The sequence below is a fragment of the Verrucomicrobiales bacterium genome, from assembly GCA_016793885.1.
Taxonomy (GTDB): domain Bacteria; phylum Verrucomicrobiota; class Verrucomicrobiia; order Limisphaerales; family UBA11320; genus UBA11320.
The window spans coordinates 12,303-28,251 of sequence record JAEUHE010000013.1 but is presented as its reverse complement, the minus strand read 5'-3'; the positions used below and the strand labels follow the sequence as shown (position 1 = coordinate 28,251).

Sequence of the window (15,949 nt, the reverse complement as noted above, 5' to 3'; positions counted from 1 at the left end):
TTTTCGGGTGGAACGCTCCAGGCCAAACCCGACACGAAGGAGGTGTGGCCCGGGTTTCCAACACCGGTTCTCACCTTAAATGGATCCATTCCAGGCCCCACGATCCGGGTTCGTGCGGGTGAGCGCTTCAAGGCGCGAATTCAGAACGGACTCGCCGAGCCGCTGGTCCTGCATTGGCATGGGATCCTCGCTCCTGCGAACATGGACGGAAACCCTAGGGATTCCGTTCCTCCAGGAGGGACCTATGAAGTTGATTTCCCCGTTCAGCAGCCGGCGGGCACTTACTGGTACCATGCTCACACGGATCAACTCACTGCCAAGCAGGTATACCTGGGGTTGGCTGGCTTCTTCATTGTGGAGGATCCCGCCGAAGCATCACTGGGGTTGCCTCAGGGCGAGTTGGATGTCCCCCTCTTGATCCAGGACCGAGTCAGTAACCCAGGTCATACCCTGGCTTACTCCCCCGTCATGGACCACATGGTGCTCGGCTACTTGGGCGATTCCACCACCGTCAATGGGGTTCCGGAAGCCAGCCTGCAGGTCAAACGCTCGGTGTATCGGCTGCGCTTGCTAAACGGTTCGAATGCGCGCGTGTTCAAGATCGGGTTGGGCGACACGGCCAAGTTCAAACTGATCGCGAATGATGCAGGTCTGCTGCCGGCCCCCATCGAAGTCACTTCACTGCTGCTTGCCCCAGGAAACCGGGCCGAGATCCTCGTCGACTTTTCCAACTCCCCGCACGGCTCAACCGTCGAACTGAAAAGCCTCGCCTTCGACGGCGACATGACCATGGGGAGCACTCAGGGCCAGCCGAGAACATTAATGCGATTCATCGGTCAGCACACCGGCAGCGGCGGATCAGTTCCGAAGACCCTGGTTCCGTTCATCGGCCATGACCACGCTCAAGCCAAACGAACGAGGCAATTCGTCATCACGATGCCCGGTGGGGGGCACGGAGGCCACGGCGGTGGAATGGCGACCGACCTGATCAACGGCTTTCTCTACCAGATGAATAGGATCGATTTTACAGTTCCTCTGGGCGAACTGGAAGTCTGGAAATTCCACAATCAGGCGGATCACATGCACCCGATGCATGTTCATGGGGCAATCTTCCAGGTTGTTTCGCGGAGCACAGCCTCGATCCTTCCTCCGGAGGACCAAGGATGGAAAGACACGATTCTCGTTCACCCTGGCGAGACCGTTCGCATTCTGATCAAGTTTGAAAGTTACCTCGGCGCCTTTGTTCTACATTGCCACAATCTGGAGCATGAGGATGGCGGCATGATGCTCAATTTCGATGTGAGTGCATCTACCGTGGATGGCCCGCGTCTGGCCATCCGGCGGGAAGCTGAGGAGATCATAGTGGTCGCTCCGCATGAAGCCACCGGTTACCGATTGGAGGGAACGCCTCACTTGGGTCATGACTCGGCCTGGACTCCTGTAACGGCCGTCCCCAGCCATACTGACGTGGGGGTGGAGTTTCGGCTTCCTAGGAACGGCGGTGCTCAGTATTTCCGACTCGTGAAGCAATAGAGAGATAATCTTTACCGCCCATCATCACCACGAACCTCGCCGAATAGCCGCTGGCTAAGTGAGTTGACCTCTCTCCTCCCCCCTCATGGGGTGTTCACCCCATGGCGTGACCAACGCTATTTCCCCACAATAACTAAGCTAAGGAAGTTGTAACGCCTCAGTGGCTCCGTTCGCCTCAGGACGGGTCAGCATTTTGTCTTACCACGCCGGGTGATGTCAAAAACGGGAGAGGTTTCAACAGAGGAAGGTCAAGGGACAGATGGCGGTGCGGCGTATCACACAGTGGAATGAGTCGGCGGAGACAATACTCGCCTCAGCAAAGAACAAGCTCAACAACGTAGAAAGAAAAACGGACATGAAAACAAACATTATCAAGACCCACCTTATCGCCTGTGCCTCCTTGGCGCTCGTGTTCACTGTCAACGCTGCCGAACCGATGAAGCCCATGAAAGGTGGCGAGCATCTGATGATGCTTAATAAGGTTGAGACCAAAGGCCATGCCGACGCCCTGAAGGTGGATGACTCCATCGCGATGGTCTGCGCCAAGTGCAAGACTGTCTATGTCACTCGTGTGAGGCAAGGAGTGAAGGGCGCAGAGTTACTGATGTCGAAGGGCCAACCCATGGAATTGATCGGCAGCCATGCCTGTCCCGGCTGCAATTCAACCGTCACGGTAACTGGCCATGGTAAAGGAAAAGAAGCCGTATTGAAACATAGCTGCGGAGCTTGCGGTGACGACTCCGCGTTCTGCTGCTCGACGAAACCTGGCAGCGGGCCAACGAAGGGGATGGAGAAAGAGAAGAAATAGTCACTGTTCACGCCGAAGCGGCTGGTATCTCAGGGCGCCCAGCCGCTTCGGTTTTCGCGTCTGCTCTGCTACTCATTGGGAGATTCAGTGTGAAATTGCCCCGTTACCCCCTCCGTCCCTTCGCCCCATCAATGGTTGTGACAGTGGCGGTGCTGGTGGGTTGCGTTGGGACGCCGTAGTGTCCGAAAATTCGAACACACCGAATCAGTTGATATTGTTGGTGTTGCGAGAGGTGCGGAAGTCATCCGTTCGAAGGCAAAGTTTGTCGTTCTCGACCGATCGAGGGATAGTCTTGCGATGAATCCGTTGTCGCTTCTATTGGTTTGCTGTGCCGGGTGGATGAACCGCCGGCAGCAAGCAGTCATTAAATGCTTGCAGGATGAGGTACGGGTTCTGCAAGAACAATTGGAGAAACACCCTCGTTTCACCTATGACCAGCGCCGAACGTTAGCTGTCAAGGGCAAGTCCGTGGGGCGGAAGGGGCTTCTCCAATTTGCGAGTATCGTCACCCCAGCCACTCTACTTGCCTGGCATCGTCGGTTAATCGCCAAGAAGTACGACGGGATCAAGAACCGCGGAGCAGGTCGGCCTCCAACCGCCGGCGATCTGAAGCAACTGGTCATAAAAGTGGCACGCGAGAATCGGTCGTGGGGCTACACGCGAATCCAAGGAGCTCTGGCCAACTTGAGATACGAGGTGGGACGTGGGACGAACGCCAAAATTCTCCGGGAAGCTGGCATTGATCCAACGCCAGGAGGCCGGAAGGGGATGACCTGGAAGGAGATCTTGAGAAGTCATTGGGATGTCACAGCCGTCACCGACTTCTTCACCGCCGAGGTGTGGACTTCTGCGGGGCTAGTCCGTTACCACGTCCGGTTCGTGACACATTTGGCGACCTGAGAAGTTCGAATTGCTGGGATCGTCCCTGAACCGGACGGTCATTGGATGAACCAGATAGCGCGCAATCATACGGACGCCGCAGACGGATTTCCTCGTGGTTATCGGTATGTGATTCAGGACCGGTCCTCCCCATTCACTGAGCAATTCCGGGAGACCTTGAAGACCGCTGGAGTGAATTCTCTTAAGTTCCCAGCGCGGACGACCAATTTGAATTCTGTTGCCGAACGTTTCCTTCGGACGGTCAAAGAATCTTGCTTGGACAATACGATCTTGTTTGGCGAATCGTCCTTGCGAGAAGCTGTTTGTCAGCTCGTTGAAAATTGTCATCAGGAACGAAACCACCAGGGGATCGAGAACAAAATCATCCGGCCTGAGTTCGCGGAGTTTCCAAAGAGCGGCACTATTCGTTCACGTCGGCGACTCGGCGGATTACTTCGCTATGATTACCGAGATGTCGCATGAGAGTGGCCTCGCTCAAATTTCTGGACACTACGGGATCGATCAGTGGTGCAGAGTGCGGAATGCAGAGGCGTTTCACCGGTCCTGGGCCTGATTGACGTCCGCACCTTGCTCGATCAAAAACTGGCAAAGGTCAGGGTGTCCATGAAAGGCAGCCTTGCTCAGGGCGTAAAGTTAACCCAAAGCAGACAACGACTCGCCATTGGCGAGCAAGGACGTTGGCGCTCACGTCGCCGTGATACGAACACCGTTAAAGGAGCGAAATCCCGTCCGGATCGCAGGAGGACGCAGCGTATCCACTGCCCACGTAATCAAAAACCAGATCCGTACGCCCTTCCGAAATTTGTTCCATCATGCTTTTGCTCATATCCAAAGATTCGCCATTTTGATTTACAGACGGGCTGAGTGCGGCAAAACGGTCGCCTTCGCGGGCGTTTATCATGGGGATAAAATGAGAGGTTCATGGCGTGCTGAGTATCACGGGTGAGAGATCCGAGATGGCTGCGCTCAAACTGTTGGTTCAACTGACTTTTTTGCTAACTTCCGATCACGACAAACAACCCAGGTAAATATCACAGAAAATGCAAAAACAATATGTGGCCAGGCATTGCTTGATTGGACCGCTCCGTTTTCATTGTGTGGTGGAAATCCGGCATGTAACGGAGTCAGCACAGTCATCATACACGCGTAAACCAATCGCCCGACAGGATTAGGATCCGGGTCACCCGGGTTGAGAAGTCCGAATATGAAGCCTCCTGCGGGACCCGCTGCAATTATACAAATCGCAATATGGTGCCATAGTCTCGTTGATCTCATAATGTTTGGCCCCGATTTCACGAAATTCTCAGGCGACGGGACTGATCTATCGCCAAAGGCTCGGCGGTCTTCTGAACTATTCCCACCAAAAAGCTGCATAAATACGACGTCATCTAGGTTCCTGAACGGTACCACTTCGGTGGTTTGGCGACTCACGCCTCGACTACACTTATACAATCGTCTCCTTCCAGGTTATACATGATGCGGCAATCCGCCTATCGCGACGGGGACAATTTGGCAACAAACCCACCATCGGGGGCCAGATAAATCCGGAGTTGAGCTCCCAAATCGATGCGGGAACGGGTATGGACAAGGTGGTTCGGGTCCCCTTGCCGGTGTCGCTACCATCCTTCCAGATCTTCGCATCGAAGGAACTTTTTCCGAAAAAGCCGAGTGGAATTTCCAGGTCGCGGGGCTGAACGGCCGACATGCCACCGAGAGACCAGTCACAAAGAGCCACCGGGAAAACGTCCTCGCTTATCCGATGACCAGTACCCAAGCTTGTCTGTCAGAGGCCTCACCCTAATCCTTTCCAACTCGGAATAATCTCTTGGCAGCTGAGGTTCACGGGAAGGCCCTTAACGACGCTGTATTCGGAAGCGGAAAGCAAGTCGCAATCGACAAAGGTCATCACGATAGCAACTTCTTCTGAGAGTGGGAGGCGATGGGCCTAAAACGTGTATGCGACGGAATCCCATCTACTTGTCCATTAATTGGTAAAGTAGAGGGTATGCGTAATCATCGTTCATGCTTGTTTTCCAAAAAGCGCCCTCACAGAAAAGCTGAGTGACAAAGCTGTCATCTTGTGGACAGGCTTACCCACAATACCGTGAGATGTTCGATAAATGACCAGTCTGGTTGAATTAACATCACCGTTCAAACAACGTCCGTTGGAAGCTGGGATGCGAATACTTGTAGTCGAGGATCAACGGAAAATTGCCGCCCTCATCCGCAAAGCACTGCTGGCGGCAGGTTTCGCCGTAGAAGTGCTCGACGCTGGTGAGTCGGTTTTCGCGCTGGCATCCTCACAAAAGTTTGACGTGATTATCCTGGATATCATGTTGCCTGGCTTGGATGGCTTGAGCGTCCTAAGAAACCTGCGTGCACGTCAAATTCAGACACCTGTGCTGATGCTTACTGCTCGCGGAACTCCAGAAGACCGGGTGGAGGGACTCAATCTTGGTGCTGATGATTATCTACCCAAACCATTCAATCTGCCTGAATTGATAGCCAGGATCCGTGCGCTTGGCAGGCGGGCTTCAGGCAACAATCCAACCTTGTTGCGCGTGGGTGATCTAACGCTAGATACTGTAACCCGAAAGGTGACAAGGGGAACCAAGCATTTGGAGCTCCCAGTCCGCGAGTATCGATTGCTAGAGTTCCTCATGAAATCACCTGGGCAAGTCTGCGGGCGGATGACAATCGTTCAGAACGTCTGGGACTACGATTTCGATCCAGGTACAAACTTGGTCGATGTCTATATCATGCGCTTGAGGGAGAAGATCGACCAGGGCCACGAGATTAAACTCCTCCACACCGTCCGGGGAGTGGGTTACCTGATCCGCTCAGATCGATGAAAATCAGGACGCGACTAACAGTGTGGTATGGAGTGGTATTGGTTCTCTCTCTTTTAGCGATGGGGGGGGGAATGTATTTCGAGTTGGTGGTGGAACGTCGCGAGGCCAAGGCCCACGGCCTTCCCAAGGAGCGAATGGAGGAGGAAGTGGCGGAGGTGATTTTTGGATATGGTCTTCCCTGCATTTTGCTCGCGGTCGTGGGAGGTTGGTGGATCATGCGACGATGCCTCGCACCGCTGGATCGACTCGCAGAAAGGGCCGAGCTTATCAACATGGAAAATCTGCGGGAAGTGTTGCCTTGTTCAGGGAACGGCGACGAAATCGATCGATTGGGCGTGGTGTTGAACCGAATGACAAAGCGCTTGGAGTTGTCTTTTTTGCAGATGCGCGACTTCTCCATCCATGCCTCTCACGAGATGAAAACCCCTTTGGCAATACTCCAGGGCGAGGTGGAGATGTGTATGACGGATCCGGAGGCGACCCCACGCCAACGGGAGGCCTATTTGAGCCTTTTGGATGAAATTCAACGCCTCACCCGCATCGTCACTGCCCTCGCATATCTGGCGAGAGTTGACGCTGGCCAAGTTCCGAATGTGAAGGAGCAGGTGAGATTGGAGGAGGTAGTCAGGGAGGCCTTTGAAGACGCCGAAATGCTTGGGAGTAGCGCTCACCTTCGGGTGTCTATGAAACATTGCGAACCCTTATCCATCGTTGGGGATAGGCATCGACTTCGACAGTTGCTCCTCAACTTAGTCGAGAATGCGATTAAATATAACATTGCGGAGGGAAGTATCGAACTCAGCCTGACGAAACTGGACCAAATGGCCGAGTTGGCTATATCCAACACTGGGCCTGGGATCCCTGCGGAGAAGCTACCTAGGGTGTTCGAACGGTTTTTCCGCGGCAGCCCTGCCGACCTGGGTGAGGTCGAAGGCTGCGGCCTGGGGCTCTCAATCGCCGAAGCGATCGTAAACTCCCACTGCGGAACCATTACCATTGAGTCCACCTTGAACGCGATCACCACAGTTACCGTTCGATTTCCGTTGCATGGATCCAAAGTCTAGCGATTCAGAGTAGTCCGCAAGCGGCAGCCAACATCCCGCTTGTCCAGCTGTGGGGGTTGTTCAGCCGGCCCTGCTTGAGAAGGAAATGGTTAGGGCATCGAAGCAAGTGAAGCGTCTACACTGAGGCCTGCGGGTCCCTCCGAGGAAGCCCGCACGAAGATGAACGGGACGGTTACGGCTCTTCCTGCTGGCCTGGATGCAGTCCGAGTTGTTTCAGTTTCTCGCGCAGAGTGAAACGTGAGAGGCCTAGCCAGCGGGCCGCTTGGGCCTGGTTGCCATGCGCCAGCAGAATCGCTTGGGTAACGATTTCTTTCTCCGCTTGTCCCAGGAGTTGAGCGTGGGCGTCATGTAGTTCGCCTCTTGGCGCGCGGGCGAGCAGTTCAGCAGTCAGGGCCGGCAGGGAGTCGGCGTGATGCACCTTATCGGTCCCCCGTAGAGCGAGCATCTGGCGCACAGCGTCCGCGTCAATGGACATTCCTCGCGCAGCGAGAAGCAGGCGGCGAGTGACGTTCTCGAGTTCGCGAATGTTGCCAGGCCAGGTTCCCTCCTGCAGGACGGCCAGAGCGTTGGCGCTGATGGGCGATGGTTCGTTCCCAAATTCGGCGGCGTATTTGGTTAGGAAATGTTGGACAAGCACCGGAATATCCTCTCGACGTTCGCGGAGCGGGGGTATCTGGATCGTCACCACATTCAATCTGTGAAACAGATCCTCGCGGAATTTACCCTCTCTAATCATCGCCTCCAGGTCTCGGTGCGTGGCGGCGAGGACGCGCACGTCCACGGCGATCAACTCGGTGCCGCCGACGCGCTGGAAGGTTTGTTGCTGGAGCACGCGCAACAATTTCACCTGCGTGCTGGACGGCAAATCACCTATCTCGTCCAGGAAGAGCGTGCCCCGATTCGCCTGTTCGAAACGACCGATGCGCCTCTGGTCCGCGCCGGTGAACGAGCCTCGTTCGTGGCCGAAGAGTTCGCTTTCCAAGAGGTTCTCCGGCACGGCCGCGCAATTAATGGCGATGAACGCTCCCTTGGCGCGATAACTGTGCTGATAGAGGGCGCGGGCGATCAGTTCTTTGCCAGTGCCGGTCTCACCGCGAATCAGCACGGTGACGGGCTTGGCGGCGACGCGCCCGATTTCTTTGCACACCCCCTGGATAACGCGGCTGGTGCCGACCAGTGCGGTGCGTCCGTCTGTTACTTCGACCACAAGCGAGACCGGCTCGCGCATCAGGCGGCACGCGGCAGCGGCGCGGTGGAGCAGGCTGATAAGTTCCGGCATCTCGAAAGGCTTTTGGAGGTAATCGTATGCTCCATGCTTTGTGGGTTCGATCGCAGTTTCAATCGTTCCGTGAGCGGTCATTAACACAACGGGCAGGCGTGGCTGGAGGACGTGGAGCTTGCGGATGAGTTCGATTCCTCCCAAGCCAGGCAGACGCAGGTCCGTGAGTACCACGTCGTAATCCTGGTTCGTGGCCTGCTCCAATCCCTCATCACCGCGGGCACAGAGGCTAACCTTGAACCCTTCTTCGTTGAGCACATTGAGCAGATTCGCCGCGAGACCGGTGTCGTCTTCTATTAGCAGGACTTGAGGCGTAAAGGACATGTTGAGCTGGTTTAGGCAACCTTGATCTATTCTTGGTGGTATGGGAAGCCAGCGTTATCCGGTTTCAAAATGGGTCTCTCAGCTTTGGCGTCACGCTATCCGTGGCTTACCACGATGAGACGCTATGGTAGTCACTTTCCCCGCCCTCCGCGTACCATTCATTGCAGAACTCGCTGAAGGGAAGCCCTAGGGGCTGGTCTAGTCGATGGCACACTTAAGGCTTTAGGGGTCTTGATGGGTACGCAGCATGAACTGCAGATCGAAGCTAGATTTGTGAGAGCTAACATTCCAGATAGCCACGCTCCTAGAACCAGCTGTGTTGCGGGGCAAGGTCGGCTCAGTGTGCTGGTTGGCATCTTTAGCATCATCGCTCTGACGGTGGTATGCTCAGGGATTGCTCTTGTTTGTATAACGGTGGTTCAGCCGCTTAGTTTATACTTGCTGGGCAGGTGGCCTCGATGCCACAGGTGCGAAGGTTCTCCGATAGATCTAATACAACCTATGAAATGCCTCCTTTTGTTCCTGCTCCTGGTCGCGCAGCTGGCCGGTGCGCAACCCGCGCAAGTTATTCTCCTACGCCATGCCGAAAAGCCGGACGATCCAGCTGACCTGCATCTCTCACCTCGAGGCGAGGAACGTGCGGGGGCGCTCGTTTCGCTGTTGGGTCGCAGTTCCCCATTCACCAGCAACGCGCCGGTCGTTGCGCTCCACGGCACGCGTGTCACGAAACACGACCACAGCCACCGAACTGGCGAGACTCTCGCTCCAGTGAGCAAAGAGCTTGGTCTGCCAGTCAATACGACGTACGACTCAGACAATTATGTAGCAGCCGCCACAAGCGTCATGAACACTCCGGCCTTTCGTGGCAAGACTGTTATCGTCTGCTGGACACACCACGACCTCGCACAACTCGCCGGTGCTCTTGGGGTGCACCCTACGCCCGACCATTGGAAGGAGAAAACCTTCGACCGACTGTGGGTTATCACCTATTCCGACGGCCGAGCTGATCTGCATGATGTCCCGCAACGGCTGCTTAAGGGTGACACGTACAGGTGAGGTGAGAGGCGATACGCACGAGCAGGCATCGGATCCCGATGGGCTCAGGACGAAGAGTCGTTGGGCATGCGGGAATGCCTTGATATGGAAGCGCATGAATCTCTTCAGGACCGCCAGTTACGAGCCTAGTCTTGCCCGGAGGGACTCAGTGTTCGCTTTGATCCTCCGGAGATTTCTGAGTCTGCTGGCGCACAGCCTGCAGCAAAATAATTCCGAAGGTCTGACCCGTTTCGAGCTCCCCTCCGAAGGGGAAACAACGAGGTAGCCGATAGTGGTGGGGAAGTTCCGCCGAATATCCTCTGGAATGGATCTCGCTCTAAAATGCTCAATGACACCCCAAGGGACCAGCTACAGAGAGGTGGTAAGGCCAGTGCGGATTCCGATCTGCGCTTCGCCACCTCTTGTAACAGCGCTACCGGATAGGACCGGGTCCCTCGACGAGGGTTGTTCGCCGCCTTGCGATTCCAGCACGGCGGAAATCGTTAATGGACATACTGACGGTTCACAAGCGTCGTCTTTGGAAGGGCCTGCGCCTTCGTCATCGCTCCCCCCGATTGGGGGTGAGAGAGCGTCTCCTTTGAGCAACGCCCCAGCGGCGCGAAAGAACATTTTGATTGTTGATGATGAGATCAGTATCCGGGAGTCACTGGCTGCTGTGCTCAGAGAGGAAGGCTACACAGTGGAACTGGCGGAGAATGGGCGAATCGCGATTCGCGAATTCCTGCACGGATCACCAGACCTCATCCTCCTCGATCTTAACATGCCCGATACGGATGGTTGGAAGGCCTTCGACCTTCTGGCACGGCTGGCCCCAGACGTACCAGTCGTTATGATCACGGCCCGCGCCGATCAACAAAAACGAGCCCAAGAGGCAGGAGTCAAGGTGCTGCTAGAGAAGCCGCTAGATATCCCAGTGTTGTTGAACGCCATTCGGGTCCTGTTTAACCCAGGGTAGATATCAATTCAGATTGTCTCAGCCCCTTCATTTGCACGATCGGTCGCTTCAGGTTCATCCTCACGACCACATCGCGACGGAAGCCGGGGACTCGACTGAATGTAGTTTAGGGTCTACGATAGCACCGCCCCGCCACTACTTCCTGTGGAATGTGGACACTTGACCTATGTCGGTTTAGACTCTTCGGATGAGAGTGCTCGTTGTAGAGGATCAAAAAAAGATCGCCGCTTTCATTCGCAAGGCACTCGAATCTGAGGGCATGGCCGTTGACGTTCAGCTCGTAGGTGACGCGGGATTCATGAGAGCCGCGGCTCCGAATTTCGACGTCATCATTCTCGATATCATGCTGCCGGGCAGTGACGGGCTCACTCTACTGCGCGATCTTCGAAAGCATAAGATTTCAACCCCTGTGTTGCTGCTGACGGCAAGAGGCGCCATGGAGGAGCGGGTGGAAGGATTGAACCTTGGAGCGGACGACTACCTGGCTAAGCCCTTTGCCTTACTTGAACTCATCGCGCGTGTTCGTGCCCTTGGTCGTCGGACAACCGGAAGCCAGCCTGTTGAACTGCGAGTCGGTGATCTTACTCTCGATACCATCACACGATGTGCCAGACGCGATGGTCGGGTCCTCCCTCTGTCGGCCCGCGAATACCGTCTGTTGGAATTTCTCATGCGAAACCCTGGCCGGGTTTGCACGCGTCCCGCGATCGTTGAGAGCGTGTGGAACTACCAGTTCGATCCAGGGACGAACCTGGTCGACGTCTACATGAAGCGGCTTCGGGACAAGATCGAGGACGGCTTCGAAGGGAAGTTGCTCCACACCATACCTCGAGTGGGTTACATGATTAAATCAGCAGTCTAAGGAGTTGCGCTCGCACCGACCTGGAAGCCCCCAATTCCTGGCTTCCACCAAGTTTGACGGCTCGGGCAGGGAACATCATCTACCCGCCGGGGATCGACACCCTGACGAGTTCCCATTCCAAAATGACAGTATTGTCACGTTCAATTCAGGTCCGGCGGCGTGTTGAGGTGGTAGCTTCACCACGCAGATGAAGAAACGTGATTCGGTCGAAAATTCAGAGGCAGCGGTCTGTCCTCCGCAACTTGCCGAGTGCAAGCCGTTTCTTCCATCCAGAAAGTCTGGACTAGAAACTGCTGAGCTCAGACGTGCGGAAAACACATCACCAGCAAGCGGGGATTGACGTTTAAATCCAATGAAAATGCCTCTGATTCTAAGAATAATGATTGTGATTTCGGCAATGATCGTAACGGATCAAGCTTGGGGAGATCAGTTTCAGGATATGTCAGATAGATTCGGCGACACTTTGGCATTAGCTGGAGTCCATCATGCCACCACCACCAACCCTGATGGCACGGCAATCAATTTCTGGTCACCGGAGTCCGAGGGCTCTACCGCTACGACGGTCGGCCTATCCAATCCTCACATGGCTGCAGCTGATGCCTATGGTAACATCTATATCGCGGATAAGTCCGGGCAAGCCGTCCTTAAGCTTACGACTGACGGGCTCATTCACACATTCGCCGGCACCCATGACGGCGGTTTCAACGGCGACGGACCGGCCCCAGCCACTAGCCTCCAACTTTCCAACGTAAACGGACTTTTTGTCCTCCCCAACGGCACGGTCTATGTGCTCGATCCAGGGAATCATCGCATCCGCCGAGTTGGCACTGACGGTATGATGGCTACCATCGTGAACGACCCGGATCCGGAGTGGTATCCATCAGGTCGCGCACTCTGGGTTAGCCCTGATGAGAGTCTCATCTATTATACACACGAGTTCCGTCCCGTGCCCCCGAGCATCATTGCCGACGGGGCGGCGGTGAAGCGTTGGACATCGACCAATGGCATCGAGATTGTGTGTGGAAAGAGTGTAGGCTTTCGGAACCCTGGAAACATCGATGTAAACCCGGTAGACGGTAAGCTCTACGTCTGTGACAGAGCCGAGGAAGACACGACGAAGCTGTCTACGGGGCTCTTTCGCATTGATGGTCCGGAGGAACGTACGCGCATTACGGGTGCCATCGATCAACCCACGGCATCAGATGGACAACTTGCGATCGAGAGTTTCATCGACGGTCCGCGTGGGATCGCATTTCGTTCTGACGGCTCCTACTTCCTATGCGGACATCGGGATGGCAACGTGTGGTTCGTGGACACAGACGGGATCCTGCACAGGTATCTCCGAGGCAAAGGCACGAAAGACGGGTATTCTCTTGAGAACGGTCTCCACCCTCCTGTAACGGATAGCGCGAAGTTCGCCCAGCCAAGGGCCGTGACCCTGTGTCCGAACGGCAACCTTTTGGTGGTCTGCAACGATAGCGGATATGTGTTCCAAGTGACAAAATCAGCTCCACCCCCGGCTGTCACGGATCTGGGCTTGAGAGTAGATGGTATTAACAGAGTGATCCTTCGTTGGACCGGGAAGTTCGGCTATGGCTATCGGCTCGAAAGTAAGACGTCTTTGATGAGCGGCAGTTGGGAGCCAATCGGGGCGGTGGGAGGCAAAGCCGAAAGCCCAACTGAATACGTCGATCCAGAACTAGCCACGCACTCACAGCGTTTCTATCGCATTCTTCCCTCCTTGTGAGACCGGCCGATTCCCAATCTCCAATTAATCCAGTTTATGTATTCACAGTTCAATCAAACCAGCCACGTATCGTGGTGGATCTTCGGAATCGGCTGCATGCTCCTCCCAATCGGACCGATTGCGCATGCTATAGATTTCCCGCTCGTCAACCACTCGGACACATGGCGATACCACAAAGGAACTGCTGCCCCTCAATCGAACTGGAAGACGGTCACGGATACAGGGCTCGACGCCACCTGGCTCTCTGGCAAGGGCGGCTTTGGTTATTCGGACAGCAGCCCCGAGCTTGGCTTATGCCAGACCGTGCTGTCCGACATGAAGTCGAAATACGCGACACTCTATTTCCGCAAGAGCTTTCAGATCACCACGCCTCCGTCTGCGGATTTCCACCTGTTCCTCACAGCAGATTTTGATGATGGTTTCATCGCCTGGCTCGATGGCAAATACTTGGCGAGCAACAACTCTCCTGGTCAGGGAACCGAGCCGAGCTTCAACGAGGTGGCAACCGCCAAGCATGAATCCTCCTTGGGGGACAGCAGTCGTCATCCCGCCTCTCGGTTCGATCTTGGCTCCATCGGGTCAAAACTCACTGCAGGCACACACGTTTTGGCAATCATGGGGTTGAATCAGGACGCCGCGAGCAGCGATTTCGTTCAGGCTTTTGAACTGGGATTGGGTCGGCCGCCCACCAACTGTGTCAGCGGCCTCATTTCAGTCGACACCACCTGGCCGCTAACAAATAGCCCGATTGTGATATGTGGCTCGGTGACAGTTGGAGCGGGCGCAACGCTTACCATCGAACCGGGCGTGAAAGTGCTCTTAGAGACGGACATCGGCCTCACGGTTGCCGATGGTGGAAAATTGCTAGCCGAAGGAACTGCCGACACACCTATTCAATTTGCTCACAAGACGGGGGACGCCAATTGGGATAACATTACGATTCAAGGCTCTGTTGGCTCTCCGGAATCTCGGATCGCTCATGCTCACTTTGAAGGGAACGCGGCCTCCGCATCAAAACCCTGCATCGCCGTTGATGCCGGCACTGTCGATCTTGCCTACCTGACCTTTGCAAATACCGGTGCTCCGTACATCCACGTGGATGGGGCCTCATTCGTCATTCGCAACTGCGTTTTCCCTGCGGCAACGCAAGGGTTCGAGCCAGTCCACGGAACCCAAGGTGTACGAAGCGACGGCCACGGAATCTTTCTCCGGAATTTCTTCGGCAGCCCAGTTGGTTACAACGATGTGGTGGATTTCACTGGGGGCAACCGACCTTCGCCCATCGTGCACTTTATCAACAACGTGATCGAAGGCTCGCAGGACGACGGATTCGATATTGATGGCACCGATGCTTGGATCGAAGGAAATGTTTTTCTGCATGTGCATCGCAACAATGGCACCCCGGACAGCTCGGCAGCAGTCTCTGGGGGAAACGATTCAACACGCACCTCGCACATAACCATTCTCCGGAATTGCTTCTTCGATTGCGACAATGCGGCAACCGCGAAGCAGGGCAACTTCTACGTGATGGGCAATAACACCATCGTTCACACCACTCGGGTCGGAGGAGTCGATGGTGGCTCGGGCGTGATTAATGTCCGTGACACGACGCCTTCCCCGACGACTTTTGCCAAAGGATATTACCTTGAGGGAAACATTGCGGTCGATGCTGAACAGGTTGTTCGGAACTATGATGGATCGGCGACCAGCGTCACACTCCTGAACAACTTTATTCCCGAGGCGTGGAACGGACCAGGATCGGGGAATCGATTGACTGACCCGATGCTGAAGCGGATCCCCACGTTGGCGGAAACCCGGTTCGCAACCTGGGAAGAGGCGCAAGCAATCAAAGACTGGTTCGCTCTGTCCGCATCGTCGCCGGCGACCGGAGTGGGTCCCAATGGGTCGGACGCCGGATTTGGACACAAGTTTGGAGTGACACTTAGACGCGTTCTGGGCTCGCCAGACAATCCGAGAAAAGCCGATTTCTCTGTCGGTCCACACTGGGCAGCTCCGAAAGCCCCTTCCGATGGATGGCCCGTTGGAGCAGGCTACACACACTACCGTTGGAGGCTCGATGGCGGGGGCTGGAGCAGCGAAGCAGCGATTTCGAATCCCATCTCTCTGAACGCTATTGCCGACGGTAATCATCGTTTGGAAGTGATCGGTCGCTTGGACAGTGGGCTCTACCAAAATGATCCTCGGTTCTACGAGGATGGATCCATTACTAGCGTCGAATGGACCGTTGGAGTGGCTCCGCGCTTTACTCGCATTGCAATGATACAACCAGGTCTTGTTGAATTGACTTTTGAAGCCGCCGCAGGGGTAACCTATGTTTTGCAGTCTCGCGACTCACTCGAAGTTGGAAGCTGGCAAACCGTATTCACCATCCCCTCGGAGCCCTCAACTCACACCGTGGTTCAGACAGATCCTTTCGACCCAGGCATCCCAGTGCGCTTCTACCGTATCCTTCAGCAATAGAGGTTTGTCTTAAAGCTCATGCTCATTGGGGACTTGGGCTCTCGGAGCAACGTCGGGTTTAACGAATTATGACAATAGTGTCATGGTC

The 15,949-nt window shown here is 55.3% G+C and carries 13 protein-coding genes; 10 read left to right on the top strand and 3 right to left on the bottom strand.

What is annotated here, in order from left to right; translation table 11 throughout:
- The 3 genes from JNN07_01910 to JNN07_01900 form a co-directional block, all read left to right on the top strand.
- The coding region (locus JNN07_01910; protein MBL9166477.1) for a multicopper oxidase family protein at nucleotides 1–1,533 on the top strand (1,533 nt) is incomplete at its 5' end.
- A 355-nt stretch (nucleotides 1,534–1,888) separates the two neighbouring features.
- Complete coding sequence (locus tag JNN07_01905; protein ID MBL9166476.1) at nucleotides 1,889–2,341, top strand: hypothetical protein; 453 nt, start codon at nucleotides 1,889–1,891, stop codon at nucleotides 2,339–2,341.
- A 297-nt stretch (nucleotides 2,342–2,638) separates the two neighbouring features.
- Nucleotides 2,639–3,241 (top strand): hypothetical protein, encoded by a 603-nt coding sequence (locus JNN07_01900; protein MBL9166475.1) that lies wholly within the window; start codon nucleotides 2,639–2,641, stop codon nucleotides 3,239–3,241.
- Between the two features lie 534 nt (nucleotides 3,242–3,775).
- On the opposite strand, the gene JNN07_01895 is transcribed toward JNN07_01900, so the two are convergent.
- Together JNN07_01895 and JNN07_01890 are read right to left on the bottom strand one after the other, a co-directional pair.
- Nucleotides 3,776–3,865 (bottom strand): ankyrin repeat domain-containing protein, encoded by a 90-nt coding sequence (locus JNN07_01895; GenBank protein MBL9166474.1) that lies wholly within the window; start codon nucleotides 3,863–3,865, stop codon nucleotides 3,776–3,778.
- A gap of 85 nt (nucleotides 3,866–3,950) precedes the next feature.
- A complete protein-coding gene (locus JNN07_01890; protein MBL9166473.1) occupies nucleotides 3,951–4,142 on the bottom strand; it encodes a hypothetical protein in 192 nt (63 codons plus the stop codon).
- Between the two features lie 1,276 nt (nucleotides 4,143–5,418).
- Between JNN07_01890 and JNN07_01885 the strand changes: the two genes are divergently transcribed.
- Together JNN07_01885 and JNN07_01880 are read left to right on the top strand one after the other, a co-directional pair.
- Nucleotides 5,419–6,093: a response regulator transcription factor gene (locus JNN07_01885; protein MBL9166472.1), complete on the top strand. Its 675-nt coding sequence runs from the start codon at nucleotides 5,419–5,421 to the stop codon at nucleotides 6,091–6,093.
- Nucleotides 6,090–7,157 carry a HAMP domain-containing protein gene (locus JNN07_01880; protein MBL9166471.1) on the top strand — a complete coding sequence of 356 codons (1,068 nt, stop codon included), beginning with the start codon at nucleotides 6,090–6,092 and terminating at the stop codon, nucleotides 7,155–7,157. Before JNN07_01885 ends, JNN07_01880 begins: the two co-directional genes overlap by 4 nt.
- A 172-nt stretch (nucleotides 7,158–7,329) precedes the next feature.
- Here the strand turns inward: JNN07_01880 and JNN07_01875 are convergent, their stop codons facing one another.
- Complete coding sequence (locus JNN07_01875; protein MBL9166470.1) at nucleotides 7,330–8,760, bottom strand: sigma-54-dependent Fis family transcriptional regulator; 1,431 nt, start codon at nucleotides 8,758–8,760, stop codon at nucleotides 7,330–7,332.
- A 501-nt stretch (nucleotides 8,761–9,261) separates the two neighbouring features.
- Here JNN07_01875 and JNN07_01870 point away from each other — a divergent pair.
- The 5 genes from JNN07_01870 to JNN07_01850 all read left to right on the top strand — a co-directional run bounded on the left by JNN07_01870 (nucleotide 9,262) and on the right by JNN07_01850 (nucleotide 15,861).
- Nucleotides 9,262–9,816, top strand: a complete 555-nt coding sequence (locus JNN07_01870; protein MBL9166469.1) for a histidine phosphatase family protein — start codon at nucleotides 9,262–9,264, stop codon at nucleotides 9,814–9,816.
- 577 nt (nucleotides 9,817–10,393) lie between these two features.
- Nucleotides 10,394–10,771, top strand: a complete 378-nt coding sequence (locus tag JNN07_01865; GenBank protein MBL9166468.1) for a response regulator — start codon at nucleotides 10,394–10,396, stop codon at nucleotides 10,769–10,771.
- 187 nt (nucleotides 10,772–10,958) lie between these two features.
- The gene (locus tag JNN07_01860; protein MBL9166467.1) at nucleotides 10,959–11,633 is read left to right on the top strand and encodes a response regulator transcription factor; all 675 of its coding nucleotides are present in this window, start codon (nucleotides 10,959–10,961) and stop codon (nucleotides 11,631–11,633) included.
- Nucleotides 11,634–12,072: 439 nt separating this feature from the next.
- Nucleotides 12,073–13,380 carry a hypothetical protein gene (locus tag JNN07_01855; protein ID MBL9166466.1) on the top strand — a complete coding sequence of 436 codons (1,308 nt, stop codon included), beginning with the start codon at nucleotides 12,073–12,075 and terminating at the stop codon, nucleotides 13,378–13,380.
- Between the two features lie 36 nt (nucleotides 13,381–13,416).
- Nucleotides 13,417–15,861, top strand: coding sequence for a hypothetical protein (locus tag JNN07_01850; GenBank protein ID MBL9166465.1), 2,445 nt, complete (start codon nucleotides 13,417–13,419; stop codon nucleotides 15,859–15,861).
- Nucleotides 15,862–15,949: the final 88 nt, after the last annotated feature.